The organism is Thalassobellus citreus (assembly GCF_044385915.1).
Lineage (GTDB): Bacteria > Bacteroidota > Bacteroidia > Flavobacteriales > Flavobacteriaceae > Thalassobellus > Thalassobellus citreus.
Window position 1 is genome coordinate 93,919 of sequence record NZ_JBISCC010000127.1, and the last position, 22,788, is coordinate 116,706.

The following is a 22,788-nucleotide window of genomic DNA, read 5'->3' on the forward strand; positions in this document are numbered from 1 at the left end:
GAAAAAAATTATTGTTTTTCGATAATTTATTATATTTTTGTTATCGAAAAACGATAATTATATGAAATCAATATCTATTTTAAAAAAGTTAATTAATATTTATTATTACCTCTTGGTTCTAATTTTAGTAGCAGGAGCTTTGAGTTTTCCTCTGTTGTTTTTTAAAAAGAAATATGAGGTGAAGTTTATAGGCTATTTAATCGATTTAAACAGTTTAAATTATGTGAATGTATGTATCATATTTATTTTAATAATAACATTGTGGGGCCTTTATTTTTTAGCTATAAAGCGATTGAGGAAGAGTGTTCAAGATTTATCTACAGGTCATTATTTTTCTCAATTAGTAGTAACGAATTTTAAAAAGTCAGGTATTCTTTTTTTAATATCTGGTGCTGGAGAGTTTATTGCGAAAATTATTTTAAGTGTAATTTTAAAAAATGAATTTAAACTTTCTTTGGATACTTCAACTATATTATTTGTAATTATGGGACTGTTCTTAATGTTTTTAAGTGAAGTGTTTCAGAAAGCAAGAGAATTAAAACAAGAAAACGATTTAACAATATAATTATGAAAAAGAATAAAATTTTAGTAAATATCTTATACAGGGTTTTTCGTTTAGCATTTTTTGCAACTTTAATGTCTATTATTGTTTCTTTTTCTTTTGAAATCTTTACTAAAAAAGGAGAAATAGAAAACTATAGTTCAGTTGCTCATCATTCTAGAGGTTATGAAGTTCCTGTTACATTAAATGTTAAATTACCCAATGCTATTTTTAATTACGATGAATTTGAGCAAACATTATATACAGAATCAGGAGAACAAATAAACTTGATACCTGAAGACTTTAAACAACGAACCGTAAATGTTTTGAGTTTCGATGATGGCGAAGAAAATGTCTTTACTACTACAGATTCTTACTTTACGGGAAATAGTTCTATTGTAGTAAATTCAGAAAATTTAATGTTAAAAATATTGCTAGGATTAAGAGCTTATTCTGGTGTTATTGCATTAGCTTTCAGCTTTTATTTTTTAAAAAAAATATTCTTCTCCTTGAAGAAAGAGTTACGGTTTAATTTGTTTTTACATAAAAACGTGAAGTTTTTAGGTATTGTTATTGTTGCAAAAATCATATTAGATTTAGGAGCGAGTTATATTTATAATGCTTATAATTTTTATTTAACTTCAAGGACATTTGTAGATGGCAAGTTTTTAGATGACCGCATTTGGGTTAGTTTAAGTTCAAGAGGGAATTTTGAATTTTTATTATTTTTATAAGGCTTATCTCTTTTTGTTTTGGCAAGTCTTTTAAAAGCAGGATCTTCAATGCAACAAGAAAACGAACTAACAATCTAACTCATGCCAATAATAGTAAATCTTGATGTCATGCTCGCAAAACGCAAAATGCGAAGCAACGAATTGGCACAAATTATAGGAATCACTACGGCAAACCTGTCCATTTTAAAATCGGGGAAGGCAAAAGCGGTGCGTTTTTCAACCTTAGAAGCTATTTGTAAAGCTTTAGATTGTCAACCAGCAGATATTTTAGAGTATGTTGAAGAATAGTTTCATCGTTTTTATTAAAAGCGTATTTTTGAAATTCTGTTAAATATAATCTTGCTATGAAAACGTCTTTTTTTATTCTTTTATTTATTATTTCAGGTTTTGGTTTTGCACAAAACAATTATATAGTAAAAACCGATGATGGTAGACGTGTACTTTTAAAAGCCGATTATACATGGGAGTATATTGATGCCGAAAGTCCTAAAAATAATATTGAGGTAAAAGAAATTACAAAAACAGCTAAGAAGAATGGGTGTGAGTTAGCAAATGATTTTACTGAACCTAAATTAGATAAGAAAATTCAAAACCAATTAAAAAAAGGACGCGCTACTATTAGTCATATTAAAGCAAAAGTGGCTAAAGATAATGACTGTACAGTAGATGATGTGGTATTGTTATCTGTTTCTGAACAAAAGGCTAAAGGGAGATATGATTTTTGTGCTAATGGAAAAAAAGTAAGCTATAAACGTGTTGGTAATTCTATTATAGAGAATAGGAAGCTTTTTTAACATTCAATTTTACTTAAAAATGTATTTTTTTTAAGTCTTTCAATTATCTTTACTACTATGTACGCCTTAGTAGACTGTAATAATTTTTATGCCTCTTGTGAACGGGTTTTTAATCCTAATTTACAAGGAAAACCAATCGCTATTCTTTCAAATAACGATGGCTGTGTCATTTCTAGAAGTGACGAAGCCAAAGCGTTAAACCTTCCTATGGGAGCGCCTATTTTTAAATGGGAAAGTTTCTGTAAAGCAAATAATATTCATGTGTTGTCTTCAAACTATCCGTTATATGGAGATATGAGTAGCCGTGTAATGTCTATATTAAAACAATTTACACCAGATGTTGAGGTGTATAGTATAGATGAATCGTTCTTGCAATTTAAAGGCTTTGAAAACTATAATTTTGATGATTACGGAAAACAAATAAGACAACGTGTTTTAAAATGGACAGGTATTCCAACCAGTGTTGGAATTGCTCCAACAAAAGCCTTAAGTAAAGTAGCAAATAAAATAGCCCGTAAGTTTCCAAAAAAAACAAAAGGGGTGTATGTTATCGATTCAGAAGAAAAACGCATTAAAGCCCTAAAATGGACAAAAATTGAAGATGTTTGGGGCATAGGACGGCGATTAGCAAAGCGTTTAAAAGAAAAGGGATGCATAACTGCATTCCATTTTACACAATTACCAGACGATTGGGTGCGTAAAAACTTTTCAGTAGTCGAATGGAGATTAAAAAAAGATTTAGAAGGTATTCCAACCTTGCAATTAGAAGAGGTAAAAGATAAGCAAGCCATTGCCACCACCCGAAGTTTCGAATACACATTTTCAGATATAGATAATATAAAAGAACGCGTTTCAACATTTGCATCAAGTTGTGCCGAAAAATTAAGAAAACAAGACTCTAGTTGTTACGTTATCATTGTTACACTTAGTAGCGATAGGCATAAAAAAGACTTAGAACAACATCGTGCAAGCACCAGTGTAAACCTATCTTTTCCAACAAATTCATCTTTAATTATAAGTAATTGTGCCGTTAGCGCAGTAATGTCTATCTTTAAGACAGGAATAAAATATAAAAGGGCAGGAGTTATCGTTACAGGTTTGGTGCCGGTAGATAATTATCAATTAAATATTTTCGAGCACGAAAACCCAAAACACCAACCTTTAATGCAAGCTATCGATAGTATGAATAGCAAGTATAAAAACTATAAAATTAAAATAGGTAATCAAGATTTAAAACGCACCTGGAAAATGCGTCAAGAACGATTATCACCAAGATATACAACTAATATTAACGATATTATAAAAGTAAAATGTTAATTTAGGCGTTACCTTTATCCTGAATTTAGTTCAGGAACAGGTCGGGCTTTACGTTGCAATCTTTTGTTTTGTCATTCCTGCGCAGGCAGGAATCCATAATTAAGGCAGGAGCTTTTTTTAAAGTTCTGTTTAATCAAAAGAGAACAAAAGGATTTACACTGCAATCCCTAACGCAAAAGAAGACTAATACAAACAGCAGTAATAAAGAATAAAATGATAGCACATAAATCAGGAAGTTTAACATTTTTCACCCCAGAAGCAGTCGACGGCGCTTCAGCTCATTTTTTCGATGCAGGTATTTCTGCAGGATTTCCATCGCCAGCCGAAGATTTTAAAGAACAACGTTTATCGTTAGATGAAGAATTAGTAAAAAACAAAGAGGCTACCTTTTATGCAAAAGTAAGTGGACAATCTATGATTGGTGCAGGATTAGACGATAACGATTTATTAGTAATAGATAGAAGTTTAGAACCTTCAAATAATAAAATAGCCGTTTGTTTCTTAGATGGTGAGTTTACGGTAAAACGCTTAAGAGTTTCTAACGGAGAGGTTTGGTTGCAACCCGAAAACCCAGACTATCCTATCATTCACATTACAGAAGATAATAACTTTTTAATTTGGGGTATTGTTACCAATGTGATAAAGAAGGTATAAACAAAAAACGCGAAGCATTAGCTTCGCGTTTTTAATATATTTTAAAATAAAAGTTAATCTGCTAAAACAATAACTTTATTATCTTTCATTTCTAAAGTTCCTGAATTTATTTTTAATAAAGTAGTGCCTTTGTCTCCTTTAGTAAATTTATCTTCAACTTCTTTTTCTAATTCGATACTACCTGAAATTTTCACAAACCCTTCTTTCAATAAAGAAACAATAGGAGCGTGATTTTTAAGCATTTCAAATTCACCATTTACTCCAGGAGCAGAAATACTAGTTACTTCTCCACTAAATAGGGTTGCTTCAGGTGATACAATTTCTAAATACATAGTTTTTCAGTATTCAGTATTCAGTGTTCAGTATTCAGTCGCTTACTGCAAACTGTTACCGCAAACTGAATACTAGTTTTAAGCCTCAGCTAACATTTTATCTCCAGCTTCAATAGCTTCTTCAATAGTTCCTTTAAGGTTAAACGCTGCTTCTGGTAAGCGATCTAATTCACCATCCATAATCATGTTAAAACCTTTAATAGTTTCTTTAATATCTACTAATACACCTGGAATCCCTGTAAATTGTTCTGCCACGTGGAAAGGTTGAGATAAGAAACGTTGAACACGTCTCGCTCTACCTACAGCTAATTTATCTTCTTCAGATAATTCTTCCATACCAAGGATAGCAATAATATCTTGTAATTCTTTATAACGTTGTAATAACTCTTTTACTCTTTGAGCACAAGCATAATGCTCTTCTCCTAAAATATCAGCAGTTAAAATTCTTGATGTAGAATCTAAAGGATCTACCGCAGGGTAAATACCTAACTCAGCAATTTTACGAGATAATACAGTTGTTGCATCTAAGTGAGCAAAGGTTGTAGCAGGAGCAGGATCGGTTAAATCATCCGCAGGTACGTAAACCGCTTGTACAGATGTAATAGAACCTCTTTTAGTTGAAGTAATACGTTCTTGCATCGCACCCATCTCTGTTGCTAATGTTGGTTGGTAACCTACCGCAGAAGGCATACGACCAAGTAATGCAGATACCTCAGATCCAGCTTGTGTAAAACGGAAAATGTTATCTACGAAGAAAAGTACATCTTTCCCTTGTCCTTCACCAGCACCATCACGGAAATACTCAGCAATAGTTAAACCAGATAAGGCAACACGTGCACGTGCTCCAGGAGGCTCATTCATTTGTCCGAATACAAACGTTGCTTTAGATTCTTTCATTCCAGCTTTATCAACTTTAGATAAATCCCATCCGCCTTCTTCCATAGAATGCATAAAGTCATCACCGTATTTGATAATACCAGATTCTAACATCTCTCTTAAAAGGTCATTTCCTTCACGAGTTCTTTCTCCAACTCCAGCAAATACTGAAAGTCCACCGTGACCTTTTGCTATATTGTTAATCAACTCTTGAATTAATACTGTTTTACCTACACCAGCACCACCAAATAAACCAATTTTACCACCTTTTGCATAAGGTTCAATTAAGTCAATTACTTTAATACCTGTAAATAAAACTTCAGTAGAAGTTGATAAATCTTCAAATTTTGGTGCTTGACGGTGAATTGGTAACCCAGCTTCTCCAGCTTTAGGTAAATCTCCAAGACCATCAATAGCATCTCCAATTACATTAAATAAACGTCCGTAAACATCTCCACCAATTGGCATTTGTATAGGTGCTCCAGTTGCAGTAACTTCTGTTCCTCTACTTAAACCATCCGAAGAATCCATAGCAATAGTACGTACTGTATCTTCACCAATGTGAGATTGTACTTCTAGAACTAATAAAGAACCATCAGGTCTTTTTATTTCTAATGAATCGTAAATTTTTGGAAGTTCTGATCCTGCTCCGAATTCAACGTCGATAACTGGACCTACTATTTGTGCAACTTTACCTGTAACTTTAGACATTACTTATATGTTTAATATTATGCGATTTAATTGTGTGAAAACAGTTTAAGTTTTCGCGTGCAAAGATATATTTTTTAATTTAAAAAAAAAGTGGTTTTAATAGGTTTTTTGGAATAAAAAAACACCTTCTAATTGAAGGTGTTTTAAAAGTATAATTTATGTTATAATTTTTTCGCCAATCAATTAATTATTAATTGTCCATGAAATAAAATATTGAGAACCAATAAAAGGAGACCCAACTGCACTTTGATATTCTTTTCCGCCTAGGTTAGTTCCTCCAATTTTAAATGTAGATTTCATGGAAGGTACTAAATAGTTTATTTGTGCATCAACTACTGTTCTTGCAGGTATCATGGCATTAGCTATAGTTGCTTGCCAAAAATATTTATCACTCCAACGTGCATTAATATTGAATCCGAAATTTTTAAATAATTCAGGATTTCCTAAAGACACTTTTACTTTATGTTCGGGTGTGTTAAATCCAGCACTAAAATCAGGATCAGTTGATTGATTAAAATCTAATTTTGAATAAGTATAGTTTAGACCTAAATTAAATTCTTTAGCAATTTTTGTTGATAAACCAATAACTCCACCATAAGAACTAACGTCCGCTGATGAATTCGTATATACATTAAAAACTTGAAAATTCCCTGTAGCAACATCAATAACCCCTGATGCATCTGTTACTGAACCAGATTTAGGAGTCACAACAAATTTTTGAGCACTAAAGTTGTCATAAGTATTATAATAGGCATTAAAATCTACAGTTACAAAGCTTATTTTTCCTCTATATCCAACATCAAATGCTGTAACTTTTTCTTGTTCTGCAAGGGGTGTAATACCAGTGCCATTTACAGGTGTTAAAGAGGTTGTTCCTCCACTAGCTGCAAATGCTTGTACTGATGATAATGTGTAAGCATTTGAGTAAGCATCTCTTCCTGTTAAAGTAGTATTTGGTAACCTTCTATCTAAATTATCTGGAGCTGAACCTACAAGTATAGCTCTACCTACATCAAAACCAATAAATAGTGCTTGTGTATCTGGATTTCTAAAACCTGTTTGTAAGGACGCTCTAAAATTATGTTGTTTATTTTCTCCAGCCGCATACACTAATGAAAATCTTGGTGAGTAACTGCCATCAAAAAATTCGTTTTTATCATAACGAATGGAAGCTGTAATCTTTAATCGGTCATCCATTAATTTTTTAATACCTTGTATGTAAGTTCCGTATTCATGATAATCGATTGAACCATCATAATCTGTAAATACACTTCCGCTAGAATTCAATGAATATTGTCTGTATTGACCACCTATTTGTAAGTCTACAACATTATTTAGTAAATCTCTAAAGTTATAATTTCCATCTACAATATCCATTTTAGATTCATCTACTAATTTAGATCCAGTTGTAATGTCTGGGTCATTTGTAACTTTATTAAATAATGAAATAAATTCAGGAGTTCCTGGTTGTGGTGTATAATTAGTATCTGCAAATGTTCTAGCTCCAGCGTGCAATTGAGATTGAACAGTAGGATCGTTTGGGTTTCCACCACCACCTAATATTTGTCCAGCACCTTGAGCATAGGCTGCAGCATATGCGCCAAACCACTGTGTTGCTCCAACTTTATTCATGTTAATTCCTGTAAAACGCATATCATATGAGTTTCCAGCATTTTCTATAGTGGTATAACCTCTAAGGAAAAAATTATCGCCTCTAAATTCTAATTTGTGTTGTTGTAAGGCGAAATCTTTTATGGCATATCTATTTGATCCTTGGTATATAGAAGAACCCTTTCCTATTTTAGAACTCCAAATAACTTCTGTGTTATTTCCAAAAGGTCTATAATTTAGTGTAAAGTAAGCCTTTATACTTTCAGCTTTATAATCGGTTAAATCTGATTCTTTATAGCCTGTTCTTGCTACATTTACTGCTGGTACTAATGCACTTGCTCCAATAGGAAGAATACTGCCTTCTAATTGTTGCGCAACTTGATTAAGATTTAAGCCAGAAGCCGCTAAACTTACTTCGTCACCATATATATTTAATCCATCATGAGCAGGTCCAGATCTAAAAGGATCTATTGCATCAACTGTACCTACTGCACCTAACGTGTATTGATTATCGTCTGATGCAAACCAATCGGTCCCTCTTAAATAAGAAAAAGATGCTTTTGCAGCAAATTTATCACTGAAGGCATGAGCAGCTCGAAATCCAAAATCATGAAATTGATTATCACCAGCTTCATCCTGTACTGTTAACCCTGTTTTTACATAGGCACTTACTCCTTGGTAATCAAAAGGGTCTTTACTGGTCATAAATAAAATACCATTAAAAGCATTTGCCCCATATAGAGCAGAAGATGCTCCTGGTAATATTTCCACGCTACTTATATCAAGTTCACTCAATCCCAAAATATTCCCTAAGGCAAAATTTAATCCAGGTAGAGAATTGTCCATACCATCAACTAGTTGAACAAATCGTGTGTTTGCAAAACTTGCAAATCCACGTGTATTAACAGCATTAAAAGTTAAGCTTCCTTTATTTACATCAACTCCTTTTAAATTTTCTAAACTTGAGTAAAAATCTGGAGAGGTTGCTAATTGAATATCTTTAACATTAAATCTTTCAATAGTAACAGGAGATTCTCTTATACTTTCAGGAGTTCTTGAAGCTGAAATTACAATTTCATCTAAAGAAGTACCTTCGTTAAGTACAAAACTTAATATTTGGTTGTTACTGGTAACTTCAATGGTCATAGATTCAAAACCAACACTACTTGCCTGTACATCGAAAGGAGGATTTTGGTTATAGCTTAAGGTAAAATTCCCATCAAAATCTGTTACGGTTCCCGTAGAAGTTCCAACAATGATTATGTTAGTTCCAGGAATGGGCTGGCTGTTATCATCTAAAACAGAACCAGTAATTGTTGTTTGTGATAACGCTATAGAGCAAAAAAGGAACAATAAAAATTGGATAATTGTTTTCATTTAGTAAGAATTAGTTAATTTTTAGGGTAGCAATATATGTTTTTTGAATATCACTTGAGCATAAAAATATAAAAAAATTATGCACGCATAGTACTTTTTGTTAAAAAAAAATGTGTTTTGTTGTGTTTTTAGCAAAAAAAAGACTAAAATATGATGTTTTGTCATGTTTTAGTCGTAGTGTTATGATACGTTAATAGCATTGAAAGTTATTCCACTGTAACTGATTTTGCTAAATTTCTTGGCTGATCTACATTTTTATTTAGTAGAACAGCAATATGATACGATAATAATTGTAAAGGGATAGTAGTTAAAAGAGGAGATAAAGATTCTAATGTCTCAGGAACTTCTATAACATGATCTGCTAGCTCTTTTACTTGTACATCTCCTTCTGTTACAATACCGATTATCTTACCTTTTCTAGATTTAATTTCTTGAATATTACTAACTACTTTTTCATAATGTCCTTTTTTTGTTGCAATTACAACAATAGGCATGTTTTCATCAATTAAAGCAATAGGTCCATGTTTCATTTCGGCTGCAGGGTAACCTTCAGCATGTATATATGATATCTCCTTTAATTTTAATGCACCTTCTAGAGCAACTGGGAAATTATAGCCTCTTCCAAGGTATAAACAGTTAGAAGACTCTTTATATATGTCGGCAATTTGTTTAATAATAGAATCTGATTCTAAAGCTTTTTCTACTTTTTTAGGAATCATTTCTAATTCTAATAAGTGTTGACGGAAATCAGAACTACTAATAGTGCCTTTAGCTCTAGCTAATCTTAGAGCCATTAGTGTTAATACAGTAATTTGTGTTGTAAATGCTTTTGTAGATGCTACACCTATTTCTGGACCTGCATGTGTATATGCTCCAGCATCAGATTCTCTAGCAATAGAAGACCCTACTACATTACAAACACCAAAAACAAAAGCGCCTTTAGATTTTGCTAATTTTATAGCGGCAAGTGTATCTGCTGTTTCTCCAGATTGTGAAATGGCTATAACCACATCATTTTCTGTAATTACGGGGTTTCTATATCTAAATTCAGAGGCATATTCTACTTCTACAGGTATTCTTGCTAAATCTTCAAAAATATATTCAGCAACCAAACCAGCATGCCATGATGTACCACATGCAACAATAATAATGCGGTTTGCATTGAGGAATTTTTTCATATTATCTTCAACACCTGCCATTTTAATAATAGCTTCGTTTCTTAATAATCTTCCTCTATAAGTATCTGTTATTGCTTTTGGTTGTTCATGAATTTCTTTTAGCATGAAATGATCATAACCACCTTTTTCTATTTGCTCTAAATTTAATTGTAATTCTTGAACATATGTAGGGACCAAAGAATCGTCTTTAATTTTTCTAATTTTTATACCTTTATGAAATCTAATAACTGCCATTTCTTCATCTTCTAAATAAACGGCATTTTTAGTATATTCTAGAAAAGGTGATGCATCACTTGCAATGAAAAATTCATCTTCGTTTTTCCCAATGCCTATGGCTAAAGGGCTTCCAAGACGAGCAACAACAACTTCTTCTGGTTTATTTTTATCAAAAACAGCAATAGCATAAGCGCCAATAACTTGGTTTAATGCAATTTGAACAGCTTGACCAAGTTTTACATTTTCTTGCTTTTTTACATCTTCAATTAAATTTATTAAGACTTCTGTATCAGTATCAGAATGAAAAGTATATCCTCTGGATATTAATTCTTGTTTTAGCGAATCGTAATTTTCAATAATACCATTATGTATAATTACAAGTTCACCAGAGTTTGAAAGATGAGGGTGAGAGTTAACATCATTAGGAACACCATGAGTCGCCCAACGTGTATGACCTATTCCTACATTACCAGTTTTTGTTATTTCTTTATCGGAGCGTTCTTCTAAATCAACTACTTTCCCTTTTGTTTTAGCTACTTTAAGGTTTGAGCCATCAAATAATGCGATACCAGCACTATCATAACCTCTATATTCTAAGCGTTTAAGTCCTTCTATTACAATAGGGTAAGCTTCTCTGTAACCAATATATCCAACAATTCCACACATAATTTTTAATTTAGATTTTGGGGTTCAATAATTTATAGCAAATATGTAAAATAAATATTAATGAATAATAGTTTTTATATAAAGTCCTTATTTTATACGATGAAATTCATTTTTTACAATTATTAATTTAGTTAAAAATGAAAATCCAGTACAGTATAACTTATTAATTATCTTTAGGTTCTGTATAAAATATTTTCAATTTCAATTTTTTATCATCATTATTTGAATTACTACCATGTAAAATAGTGCCTCTCGGACTTATTATAGCTGCTGCAGGTACACCTGTTACATCATCATCACTGCTTAAAATTTCAGCATTATTAGTATAATTTACATTATTTGATAGTACTAATCCGATTTTTGTATTAATAGAGTCTCTAAGCAGTATATTATTTAAATATTCTGTAAGACGTATTTTGTATTTTCCTAGAATAGTGTCTCTTTGACTTAAACTTATTAATTTAGAATCAATAGGATCTATTTGATAATCAATAGTGGATTGATTGTTTTTAATATCGTATGCGTAAATACGGTCATATTTGTGAAATTCATTGCTATATGAGCCAATATTGATGTCTTCATCTTCATAAACAATTAAAAAGACGTCATTAATAAGCCTTTTAAGTTTATAATCATCGGTATTATCTTGTTTAATAAAACCTCCATTTCCATCAGAGATTCTATAATCATTAATGAAATTATCAAAAGCGCTTTGGTCTTTAAATAAATTTACAATAGCCATAGAGCCTGTACCTTTTAAATAAAGTTTTTCGTCTCCAGAAATTTTATTTCCATTTTGTAATGTTACTAAATTGTAATCAGTAGTAAATGTATTAATTTTATTTCCTGTAAAATTAAGTTGATATGTTGCTTGTGTTCTTTCTCCTGCAACCGAAGAGTCTTTAGAATAATTAATAATAATATTAGCTTCAGTTGATGCTAGGTTTAATAAAATCATATTACCTTCATCATTAATAGCTTCTGCTTTGAAGTATAACCCTCTAAAGTAATTATTAAAATTACTAGCATTACTTAATACAGGGTCATCTTGTTTATTGATAATTGTATTTCTCCAAAAAAGAGTGTCTAATTCTGTTTTAAAAGCAGGTGTAGAATATGTAGTTGTAGTATTTCCATCAGCATCTGTGTCATCTAGACTTATTCTTTTATTACTAGGGGTGAAACTGTCATCTTCAAATATTATATCACTTTTATGATCTTCAAAATTAATAACGGAAGTTCCATTTAAAACTGTTCCATCGGATTTTGAATAATATTTTTGAGACGTTCCAAGAGTTGAGTTTGGATCAAAATCTCTTAAGAAATAATCATTTTTATAGATAGATAATTTAATTGGAGAATTGCCATATAATGAATCATTAATTGTATAAGTAGAATCGGTTATAGCTCTGCTAAAATATGGAATAGTTAATACAACAGATTCAATTTTAGTGTTTTTTCCAAAATCGGGATTAAATGTAGTTGGGGTAATTTGAGCTACAATATTAGCTGTAGTTTTTCCATAAGCTGGATCATTAAAAAAACCTAATAGATTGGAGGATAGCCCGTTAACCTGTAATGAATCGAGTTTTTTATTATATGCTGATATAGGTAAATAAACACTATCTGTTAAAAAGTTAGAATTTTCTTTACCCAAAACATCACTTTCTATTACAGTAAAATCCTTATCGCAAGCGATAAAGGAAATAAGGATTAAAATAAAAGTAATAGGTAGTTTAAGGGCTTTAATTATCTTTTTCATATATAATATAATGAATATGTAGGTTTAGCTTAAAACTTCTGTATTAAAAAAGTTGGTGTATGCTTCTCCAAATTCATCTTTGCTTTTGTACTCTAAAATAGGTTTGTTTGATGCTTTTAAATAATCATTTAATTCATCTGTAATATCTTCAGATCCTATTATTAATGCATCAGAATGGTCAATAGCAATTTTCATTAAGTTGTTAAATGACGGTTCTTCAAGCACAGTAATAGCTTCTTCATTAATATTGTCAAATTTAACCTTATTGATCATATCTTTATTTAAAGTATTGTTAAAACTTTGATTGTAGATAGAAGTAACAATTTTACTTTGGTTAAATAAAGGTTCGTCTTTATAATACTCTTTTAAGTAAACAGGAAGTAAAGCTGCTAACCAACCGTGTACATGAATAACATCTGGCGACCAGTTTAATTTTTTTACAGTTTCAATAACACCTTTTGCAAAGAAAATTGCACGTTCATCATTATCAGAAAACAGTTTTCCGGCTTCATCTGTTAATGTAGCTTTTCTTTTAAAGTATTCCTCATTATCAATAAAATAAACTTGAATACGCTCTTTAGGTATAGAAGCCACTTTTATTATAAGAGGCATATCTAAGTCGTTAATAACTAAATTTATTCCAGATAATCTTATAACTTCGTGTAATTGATGCCTTCTTTCATTAATATTGCCGTACTTAGGCATGAAAATTCGAATTTGTCCACCTTGTTGATTTACTAATCGAGGTGCTTCAAAAGACATTGAAGAAATTTCGGTTTCAGGTAAATAAGGCACTACTTCAGATGATACGTATAATATCCTCTTATCTTTCATATGTTTGTTTTTGTTGACTTAATAATGATTGTCGTATTAATAAATAATGATTCCTTGTATTTAAGAAGAAATAATATGATGTATTATACACAAATGTTGTTCCTTTTTGAAAAAATCAAAATAAAAAACACGCAAAAGTACAAAAATTTATGCAGTTTCACTGTAAAATCTTAAGTTTGCACCCGTTAAATTTTTATTAAAAAGTGGAAATACACTCAGAAAAACAGCAAATTACAGCGGCTTTAGATGTTTTAAAATCTAAAAATATAACTGTAGGATTAGTTCCTACTATGGGAGCACTGCATGAGGGGCATTTAGAATTAGTTAAAAAGGCTTTAGAAAATAATGATAGGGTTGTTGTTAGTATTTTTGTGAATCCCACACAATTTGATAATAAAGAAGATTTAAAAAAGTACCCAAGAACATTAGATAATGATGTAGAGTTACTAAAAACAGTAAGTAAAGATGCTATTTTGGTATATGCGCCTACTGTAGATGATGTTTATGGTGGAAATACAGTTTCTGAATCGTTTGATTTTGATGGTTTAGAGTTTGAAATGGAAGGTAGGTTTCGTGACGGACATTTTGACGGTGTAGGTACTATAGTAAAACGACTTTTTGAAATTGTAAAACCAGATAATGCTTATTTTGGTGAAAAAGATTTTCAGCAACTTCAAATTATCAGGAAATTAGTTGAGAAACATCATATTCCTTTAAATATAGTAGGTTGTGAAATTCATAGAGAGGCATCGGGTTTAGCTATGAGTTCTCGTAATACAAGGTTAAAACCAGAATATAAAGAGGCAGCACCGTTTATTTATAAAACTTTAAAAACTGCCAAAATTAAATTTGGCACAAAAAGTGCTAATAAAGTAATGGAATGGGTTGAAAATGAGTTTGCAAAGCATGATTTGTTAAAATTAGAATATTTTATTATTGCAGATACCGAAACCTTGAAATCCGTAAAACGAAAATCTAACAAAAAAACGTATAGAGCATTTATAGCCGCCTATGCAGATGATATTAGACTTATAGATAATATCGCTTTAAATTAATTATCTTTGCCACATGCAAATACAAGTAGTAAAATCTAAAATTCATAGAGTAAAATGCACAGGTGCTGAACTCAATTATATAGGAAGTATAACTATAGATGAAGATCTTATGAATGCTGCCAATATTATACAAGGCGAAAAAGTTCAAATTGTAAATAACGATAATGGAGAGCGTTTAGAAACATATTGCATTCCAGGGCCACGAAATAGCGGAGAAATTACGCTTAATGGTGCAGCTGCTAGAAAAGTTTCAGTTGGAGATACCTTAATTTTAATTACCTATGCTTTTATGGATATTGAGGAAGCTAAGGTGTTTAAACCATCTTTAGTGTTTCCAGATGAAGCTACAAACTTATTAAAATAAGCTTTTGAATAAAAAGATAAAGAACATACTAAAAATTACACTCCCATTATTATTGGGAGTTTTTTTAGTCTGGTATTCTCTATCTAAAGTTTCTATAGAAGAATTGTTAGTTTATGCTAAAAAGGCCGATTACACTTGGGTGGTTTTGGGTATGTTTTTAGGGCTGTTAAGTCATTTGTCGCGTGCTTACCGCTGGCGTTTTCAGTTAGAACCTATGGGGTATAGTATTAGGTTTGGAAATAGTGTTATGGCTGTTTTTGCTACCTATTTAATAAATTATACCATTCCTAGAGCAGGTGAAGTTGCTAGGGCATCTATACTAACAAATTATGAAGACGTGCCTTTTGAGAAGGGGTTTGGAACCATAGTAGCAGAGCGAATAGCCGATTTGATTGTTATGCTGGGTATAATTATAATTACTCTTTTTCTTCAATTCGATTTTATTTATGGTTTTTTAATTGAAAAATTCAATCCCACAAAAATTATTATAGCCCTTGTTTTAGGAGGGGTTTTGTTACTGTTTTTTACAAGATTTATAAAAAATAGTAATTCAAAAATAGCTTTTAAAATTAGAGGGTTCGTCATTGGATTAATTGAAGGAGCTCTAAGTGTTTTTAAGATGAAAAAGAAATGGGCTTATATATTTCATACCCTTTTTATTTGGGCTATGTATTTGCTTATGTTTTATGTAACGTCTTTTGCTATAGAAGATTTAGAAGGGGTTTCAGCAGGCGCTATTTTAATAGGTTTTATTTCTGCAAGTTTTAGTATCGCTGCAACTAATGGTGGTATTGGTTCTTATCCATTAGCTATTTATGCAGCTTTTTCAATTTTTGGAATACCTGAAGAACCGAGTATTGCTTTTGGTTGGATTATGTGGGCATCACAAACGCTTATGATTATTGTTTTTGGAGGACTATCACTTATTTATTTACCAATTTATAATAGAAAAAAGTAGAACAAACACATTTTGTAGTTTCTCTTTATTTCATACCTTGCTGCTATTAAATCTCAAATCAATTCATAATGAAGCATTCTGTTTTTTTCTTTTTATTTCTGTTTTTTGTCTCTCCACTTATAGAGGCGCAAGTTAAATACGAAATTATAGAATCTTCAAAATTAGGTGATACACGCGAATTAAAAATTCAACTCCCTAGAGGCTATAAAGCAAATGAAGATAAAAGTTATCCCATTTTTATAGTCTTTGATGGCGATTATTTATTTGAAGCAGTTGCAGGAAATGTAGATTATTATAGTTATTGGGAGGATATGCCAGAAGCCATTGTTGTTGGTGTTAATCAGTTTAATAAGCGTTATGACGATTGTATGTATTCTGAGCAAAACTCATTACCTATTGAATCTGGCGCAGCCTTTTTTGAGTTTATAGGTATGGAACTTATTCCTTATATAGAAAACAAATATAGAACTGTTAACTTTAGAGTTGCTGTTGGGCATGGAGAAACTGCAAACTATATTAATTATTTTTTGTTAAAGCCAAACCCTTTATTTCAAGGATATATAGTTGTTAGTCCAGAATTAGCACCAAATATGATTGATTATATTCCAGAAGTGCTTGCTAAAGTAGATTCTAAAACATTTTACTATTTAGCAAATACAGATAACGATGCGTCATTTATTAAAAAAATGACAAAAGCTTTAAATGCTGATGTTTCTAATATTGAAAACCAAAATTTATATTATGATTTTGATAGTTTTGAAGGGCCGTCACATTATTCTGTACCTACACACGCTATACCAAATGCTATAGAAGGTATGTTTAAGGTTTTTCAACCTATTAGTAAAAAAGAGTATAAAGAAACAATTCTTGAGTTAGAAATTTCACCCGTTGTTTACCTTCAAGAAAAGTACCAAACTATTAAAGATTTGTTTGGAATTGATAAGCAGATTTTAATTAACGATTTTAAAGCGATTTCTGCGGCAATAGAAAAAAATGAAAGTTTTGAGTATTATGAAGATTTAGGAAAAATGGCTAGAAAATCATATCCGGAAACACTTTTAGGAAGTTATTATTTGGCGCGTTTTTATGAAGAAACAGGTGAGCCTAAAAAGGCGATGCGGACTTATCAATCGGCTTATACCTTAAAAGAAATAGCAGGTATTACTAAAGATTTAGTGCTTGAAAAGGCAGATTTAATTAAAGCAGATTTTGGGTATTAATGGCTAAAGTAAAAACCACTTTTTTTTGTCAGAACTGCGGAACGCAATATGCTAAATGGCAAGGGCAGTGTAATGCCTGTAAAGAATGGAATACGGTTGTAGAAGAGGTGATTCAAAAGCCTGAAAAAAACGATTGGAAAACACCGACTTCTACCACAAAAAGGGTGTCTATTCCTTTGCGAATAAAAGATATTGATGCATCAAAAGAAGCTCGTTTAGATACTTTTGATGGTGAATTTAATCGCGTTTTAGGAGGCGGAATAGTTCCTGGGTCATTAACACTTTTAGGAGGAGAACCTGGTATTGGGAAAAGTACTTTGTTACTTCAAATTTCATTAAAGCTACCGTATAAAACACTCTACGTTTCTGGCGAAGAAAGCCAGAAACAAATAAAAATGCGAGCAGAACGCATTAACCCTGAAAACAACAATTGTTATATTCTTACCGAAACTAAAACTCAGAATATTTTCAAACAAATTGAAGCTTTAGAGCCTGATATTGTTATTATAGATTCTATTCAAACGTTACATAGCGATTATATAGAGTCGTCTTCAGGAAGTATTTCTCAAATAAAAGAGTGTACTACAGAGCTTATAAAATTTGCTAAAGAAACAGCTACGCCCGTTTTGTTAATTGGTCATATTACAAAAGATGGCAATATTGCTGGTCCTAAAATCTTAGAGCATATGGTAGATACTGTTTTACAATTTGAAGGAGATCGTAATCATGTTTTCAGAATTTTAAGGGCTAATAAAAACCGGTTCGGTTCTACAAACGAACTAGGAATTTATGAAATGCAAGGCTCTGGTTTGCGAGAAGTTTCTAATCCTTCAGAAATTTTAATTTCTAAGAAAGACGAAGAATTATCAGGAAATACAATAGCAGCTACTCTTGAAGGTATGCGCCCTTTAATGATTGAAGTGCAAGCTTTGGTAAGTACAGCTGTTTACGGAACACCTCAAAGAAGTGCCACAGGATTTAATGCTAAACGCTTAAATATGCTTCTGGCTGTTTTAGAAAAACGAGCAGGTTTTCGTTTAGGAGCAAAAGATGTATTTTTAAATATAACAGGTGGTATTACTGTTGATGACCCTGCTATAGATTTGGCAGTGGTTGCTTCTATTTTATCTTCTAATGAAGATGTAGCTTTGCAGAAAGATTTTTGTTTTGCTGCCGAGGTTGGTTTATCTGGAGAAATTCGTCCTGTTCAACGTGTAGGACAACGTATTCTTGAAGCCGAAAAATTAGGGTTTTCAACCATTTTTGTATCTAAATACAATAAAATTTCTTTAAAAAATACTGTTATTAAAATTCAATTGATTTCTAAAATTGAGGATTTGGTTGAGTTTGTGGTTTAAATAATTTTATAAGTTTCTTGTTTGTTCTAAGTTATGTTTGTTGTAGTTAGTTTTTTAGTTTTTGTTTTCTTATTTGTAGAAAAAAGCCTTCACAAAAATGCTTTTCATCGAAATTATTGTTCTTTAATCGATAAAAAATAAATATTAATTAGTTTTTAAGCTGATTAATATTTAATATTGTTCTATTAATTTATTTAAATCCATGTAGTGATTTAATGAAGATTATTTTTTCCTTCAAGTCTTCATAGCAGATTGTTTATTTAATTATAAATTTTTAATAGAACGATATTATGAAACTTACAAAAACATTAAATGTCTTTTTTATATGTTTCTTATTCTTTTTTAAGTTAAGTGCTCAAACATGTGAAATATTCACATTCGCTCCACCAAATTTGCCGTCAAGCTTTACTTATACATATACAGATGCATTAGGTTGGGTAGATAGTATGGGGAGCTCCATAGCTGCTCCAAGCTCAGTGGGTGGAGGAGATAGTGTTGCTATTTTAGATGATAATAGTGATGTTATTGCAAATAGTGGTTTTAAGGGATTTCTTTATATCGCGCCTGGTGTAACTTATTCTGGAACGATATCTAGTATTAATGGAGCTAATGTGTTGGTTGAAGGTAATATTGATTTTCCAACCAATCCGTCATTTCAAAATGTAAATCTTTATATTTATGAAACTGGTAGTGTTTTTATTCCTGGAACGTTTAATCCTTCTGGTTCTTCTAAAATTTTTAATGCAGGACAATCTTTAAACATTGGAGGTGATTTACAATTAGGAGGTAGTGTTGAATTTGTTTCTTTTAGTACCGGAAGTACTATTGTTCAGGGAGACGCCAGTATTGCTAGTGAATATTCAAATTGTGGTCTTTTAGAAGTTTATGGTTCTTTATCTTCAGGAGGTGCGAGTTCATTAAAAAATAATTGTTCGGTTTATATCCATACTGACATGAGTTTGAATGCAGATTATACAAATAATGGGTTGTTTGTTTTAGATGGAAACTTAAATTTTGGTACAGCTACGTTTTTTAATAATGATGCAATGGTTTTAAATAATATATCATTAAGTAATGACGATTTAATTGGGAATGATGTTAATTCTGTACTTATAGTAAGGAATACAGCCTCGTTAACAAGTGGAGCTTCTATTACAGGGCATATGTATTATGATATAGATGATGGTGGTGGTTTTGATACTGTTTGTGCATCATGTGTTGAAGATGTTGATGTTCTTTTAGATGTAACTATTCCAGCAACTACAGCTGAAATATTAGAGAATTGTGGAGGAAACATTATAATAAACCCTTTTATTGTTGAATCTAAGCTTGATTTTGATGGAGTTGATGATTATTTGTCTACGCCAGAATTTATAAATGGATTAAATGATGTAACACTTATGGCTTGGGTGAAATCTGATACAGGTAATACAACTGACATGACTATTGCAGGAGAAGGGTTAGGTTGTAAAATGTCTTTAAAAAATGGGAATAGGCCAACATTTACTATAACAACTGCTAGTAATTCTACGCAGTTTGCAGGAGGGTGTAGTTGTAGTGCTATCAATTTAGATGAGTGGCACCATATTACAGGAAGTTTTTCTAGTAATACTGGTTTAATAAAAATTTATGTAGATGGAGTTTTGGTTGATACACAAAATACAGGAATAACTGGAGCTTCAATTCAAAATACAGTATCTTCTAATGGGAATTTTGAAGTTGGAAGAACCTCAGAAATTACCGCAAATAGGGAGTATTTTAAAGGAGATATAGATGAAGTAAGAGTATTTAATAAATTACTTACAGATGATCAAATACAACAAATGGTTTATCAAGAGATAGAAGAAAATTCAGGTAATGTTAAAGGGGTTGTTATTTCTAAAGATATATCAACTAATAACCCTGTGCTGTGGTCTAGTCTAATTGCATATTATCCAATGTTAGATATAGTATCTTATGATAGAACAACGGATTATTCCTTAAACAATAGAATTACTAAATTGCATAATATTACTAGTATGCAACAGCAAACAGCACCAATGCCTTATCAATCATTAAGCGATGGTTCTTGGTCATTAGAGTCTACTTGGTTGCATGGTGATGTATGGGATATTGAAGATGCAGCAACTAATAAAGACTGGAGTATTGTAAAAATATTGAGTGATGTTAATGCTAATCATAATGTTAAAACATTAGGTCTTATAATTGATACAGATAAGAAATTAACAGTTCAAGGAGATTATTTAGTAGAAAATAGTTCCTATTTAGAATTAAACGGAACCTTAGATTTACAAGATGATTCTCAATTAATACAAACCAGTAATAGCGATTTGGTGACCTCATCAACAGGAAAAATAAAAAGACGTCAAGAAGGAACAGCTAGTGCTTATTGGTATAACTATTGGGCATCTCCAGTTGGAGCAACAGGAGTAACTATTTTATCAGATAATAATGGAGCAATCAATAATTCAAATAATTCAGATTACAGATTAGAATTGTTAAAAGACGATTCAGAAATGAATTGTCAATTTACATCAGCTTATACTGCTAATGGCAATATAAGTACCTATTGGTTGTACACGTTTATAAATGGAAAAACCTATTGGGATTGGGCGCAAATTGCCCCCTCAGCAAATTTAAAACCAGGAGTTGGTTATACCCAAAAAGGGACAGGAATTCCAGATTCAGAACAACAATATATTTTTGAAGGGAAACCAAATAACGGCACTATATTAGTAGATGTTACAGATGTTGGTGGTCCAGGATCTGTTGCTAATGTGTCAAAAACAGAATACTTATTAGGAAATCCATATCCATCAGCATTAGATATTTATAAGTTTATAGATGATAATGCAGGAATAATTGACGGAACATTAAATTTATGGCAACAATGGAGTGGCTCTTCACATAATCTTGATGAATATAATGGTGGTTATGCGCAGGTAAACAAATTAGGATCTATTAGAGCATACCAATTTGTTGGTTTTTATGGAGCTACAAATGGTCAGCAAGATGGAACAATAACACCATCTAGATATCTTCCGGTAGGACAGGGTTTTATAGTAGAAATTATAACAGATGGAACGGTTGAATTCAATAATAGTCAACGAGTATTTATAAAAGAAGCTGATGCGGATGGTACATATGATAATGGTTCTGTGTTTTCAAAATCAGGTAATAGTAAATCATCAAAAAGTAATACTTCAAATAAAGAAGTTATTGATAATAGTATGCAAAAACTGCGATTAGAATTTAATTCGGTAATTGGTCCAAAAACAAGAAGAGAATTACTTTTAGGTTTTAGTCCGGATACGAGTGATGAATACGATTATGGATTTGATGCCAAAAACACAGAAGTTAATAATAACGATCTACATTTAAGTTTAGATGGTCAAGATATGAATATTCAAGCTTATAGCGAGATAACCGCAGACAAAGTAGTGCCATTAAATTTTAAATCATCAGGCAGTAATACCTTTGATATTAAAATTACAGAACTAGAAAATATAGATGAAAGCCAAGAAATCTATTTGAAAGATAATCAAACAGGTACCTATTTTAATTTAAGAGAAGATACAGCTTATCAGTTTACATCCGATCAAGGGAAGTTTAATACAAGATTTGAAATCGTATTTCAATCAGAACAACAAAGTTTAAGTACAGAAGAAGCATTAGCTACAGAGAATTTTATTTATTATAAAAACTCTGATCATAAGTTGTATGCTAAAAAGTTAAATACTTCAGTATCTAAAATATCACTAGTGAATATGTTAGGTCAAACAGTTCTAGAGTTCAGAGAAGTATCACAAGAAAGTTTAAATAATGGATTAAACATTTCAAATATATCAAGTGGTACTTATGTTACTTACTTTAGAACGGAAGATCACCAAGTGTTTACTAAAAAAATAATAGTTAATTAAAAATTTAAAGTTATCAAAAAAAGCCAAAACAATTGTTTTGGCTTTTTTTTTTTTTTGACAAATGCTTTTTGTTCAATTGTGAAAAGAGAATTTATGATTTCATTTCATCGAATTTATTTGTTTTTAAACGATAATAAGTGGTTGTTTTTCTAGGTTCTTTAATGTTGTTGTGTTAGTTTTGTTTTAAAATAAACAATATCACAGATTTATGTGCTTTTAATCGAAAAGATATTTTCTTTTAATATTGTGTATATAATTTTGCGTCGTTAAATTGTTTAAATACAATTTTAATAAGCTCCCCTCAAAGCTT

At 31.2% G+C, this 22,788-nt stretch carries 18 protein-coding genes; 12 read left to right on the top strand and 6 right to left on the bottom strand.

Going from position 1 to position 22,788, the window contains the following annotated elements; genetic code table 11:
• Nucleotides 1–61 precede the first annotated feature (61 nt).
• From ACH5TX_RS14050 to ACH5TX_RS14075, 6 genes are all read left to right on the top strand, one after another.
• Nucleotides 62–565 (top strand): DUF2975 domain-containing protein, encoded by a 504-nt coding sequence (locus ACH5TX_RS14050; RefSeq protein ID WP_439340131.1) that lies wholly within the window; start codon nt 62–64, stop codon nt 563–565.
• A 2-nt stretch (nt 566–567) separates the two neighbouring features.
• On the top strand, nt 568–1,275 hold the full coding sequence (locus ACH5TX_RS14055; RefSeq protein WP_439340132.1) for a hypothetical protein: 708 nt from the start codon (nt 568–570) through the stop codon (nt 1,273–1,275).
• A gap of 81 nt (nt 1,276–1,356) precedes the next feature.
• The gene (locus ACH5TX_RS14060; RefSeq protein WP_439340133.1) at nt 1,357–1,563 is read left to right on the top strand and encodes a helix-turn-helix domain-containing protein; all 207 of its coding nucleotides are present in this window, start codon (nt 1,357–1,359) and stop codon (nt 1,561–1,563) included.
• Nucleotides 1,564–1,619: 56 nt separating this feature from the next.
• Nucleotides 1,620–2,069, top strand: coding sequence for a DUF3157 family protein (locus ACH5TX_RS14065; RefSeq protein WP_439340134.1), 450 nt, complete (start codon nt 1,620–1,622; stop codon nt 2,067–2,069).
• Between the two features lie 57 nt (nt 2,070–2,126).
• A complete protein-coding gene (locus tag ACH5TX_RS14070) occupies nt 2,127–3,386 on the top strand; it encodes a Y-family DNA polymerase (RefSeq protein ID WP_439340135.1) in 1,260 nt (419 codons plus the stop codon).
• A gap of 213 nt (nt 3,387–3,599) precedes the next feature.
• Nucleotides 3,600–4,040 carry a LexA family protein gene (locus ACH5TX_RS14075; protein ID WP_439336500.1) on the top strand — a complete coding sequence of 147 codons (441 nt, stop codon included), beginning with the start codon at nt 3,600–3,602 and terminating at the stop codon, nt 4,038–4,040.
• A gap of 53 nt (nt 4,041–4,093) precedes the next feature.
• Here the strand turns inward: ACH5TX_RS14075 and ACH5TX_RS14080 are convergent, their stop codons facing one another.
• From ACH5TX_RS14080 to ACH5TX_RS14105, 6 genes are all read right to left on the bottom strand, one after another.
• Nucleotides 4,094–4,372 (bottom strand): F0F1 ATP synthase subunit delta/epsilon, encoded by a 279-nt coding sequence (locus ACH5TX_RS14080; protein ID WP_439336501.1) that lies wholly within the window; start codon nt 4,370–4,372, stop codon nt 4,094–4,096.
• A gap of 78 nt (nt 4,373–4,450) precedes the next feature.
• Complete coding sequence (gene atpD, locus ACH5TX_RS14085) at nt 4,451–5,959, bottom strand: F0F1 ATP synthase subunit beta (protein WP_439336502.1); 1,509 nt, start codon at nt 5,957–5,959, stop codon at nt 4,451–4,453.
• Nucleotides 5,960–6,142: 183 nt separating this feature from the next.
• On the bottom strand, nt 6,143–8,947 hold the full coding sequence (locus tag ACH5TX_RS14090) for a TonB-dependent receptor (RefSeq protein ID WP_439340136.1): 2,805 nt from the start codon (nt 8,945–8,947) through the stop codon (nt 6,143–6,145).
• 206 nt (nt 8,948–9,153) lie between these two features.
• On the bottom strand, nt 9,154–11,007 hold the full coding sequence (gene glmS / locus ACH5TX_RS14095) for a glutamine--fructose-6-phosphate transaminase (isomerizing) (protein WP_439340137.1): 1,854 nt from the start codon (nt 11,005–11,007) through the stop codon (nt 9,154–9,156).
• A gap of 163 nt (nt 11,008–11,170) precedes the next feature.
• Entirely contained in the window at nt 11,171–12,769 is a 1,599-nt protein-coding gene (gene bamH / locus ACH5TX_RS14100) for a BamH family beta-barrel-assembly machinery protein (protein ID WP_439340138.1), read from the bottom strand.
• A gap of 24 nt (nt 12,770–12,793) precedes the next feature.
• Nucleotides 12,794–13,603 (bottom strand): glycogen/starch synthase, encoded by an 810-nt coding sequence (locus ACH5TX_RS14105; protein WP_439340139.1) that lies wholly within the window; start codon nt 13,601–13,603, stop codon nt 12,794–12,796.
• Nucleotides 13,604–13,806: 203 nt separating this feature from the next.
• Here ACH5TX_RS14105 and panC point away from each other — a divergent pair, with 203 nt between their 5' ends.
• The 6 genes from panC to ACH5TX_RS14135 all read left to right on the top strand — a co-directional run bounded on the left by panC (nt 13,807) and on the right by ACH5TX_RS14135 (nt 22,478).
• The gene (gene panC / locus ACH5TX_RS14110) at nt 13,807–14,658 is read left to right on the top strand and encodes a pantoate--beta-alanine ligase (RefSeq protein WP_439340140.1); all 852 of its coding nucleotides are present in this window, start codon (nt 13,807–13,809) and stop codon (nt 14,656–14,658) included.
• 13 nt (nt 14,659–14,671) lie between these two features.
• Nucleotides 14,672–15,022: an aspartate 1-decarboxylase gene (panD, locus tag ACH5TX_RS14115; protein WP_439340141.1), complete on the top strand. Its 351-nt coding sequence runs from the start codon at nt 14,672–14,674 to the stop codon at nt 15,020–15,022.
• Between the two features lie 4 nt (nt 15,023–15,026).
• The gene (locus ACH5TX_RS14120) at nt 15,027–15,980 is read left to right on the top strand and encodes a lysylphosphatidylglycerol synthase transmembrane domain-containing protein (RefSeq protein WP_439340142.1); all 954 of its coding nucleotides are present in this window, start codon (nt 15,027–15,029) and stop codon (nt 15,978–15,980) included.
• 68 nt (nt 15,981–16,048) lie between these two features.
• A complete protein-coding gene (locus tag ACH5TX_RS14125; protein WP_439340143.1) occupies nt 16,049–17,200 on the top strand; it encodes an alpha/beta hydrolase in 1,152 nt (383 codons plus the stop codon).
• A complete protein-coding gene (gene radA, locus ACH5TX_RS14130) occupies nt 17,200–18,558 on the top strand; it encodes a DNA repair protein RadA (protein ID WP_439340144.1) in 1,359 nt (452 codons plus the stop codon). The genes ACH5TX_RS14125 and radA overlap by 1 nt, the downstream gene beginning before the upstream one ends.
• A gap of 290 nt (nt 18,559–18,848) precedes the next feature.
• A complete protein-coding gene (locus tag ACH5TX_RS14135) occupies nt 18,849–22,478 on the top strand; it encodes a DUF8693 domain-containing protein (protein WP_439340145.1) in 3,630 nt (1,209 codons plus the stop codon).
• Nucleotides 22,479–22,788: the final 310 nt, after the last annotated feature.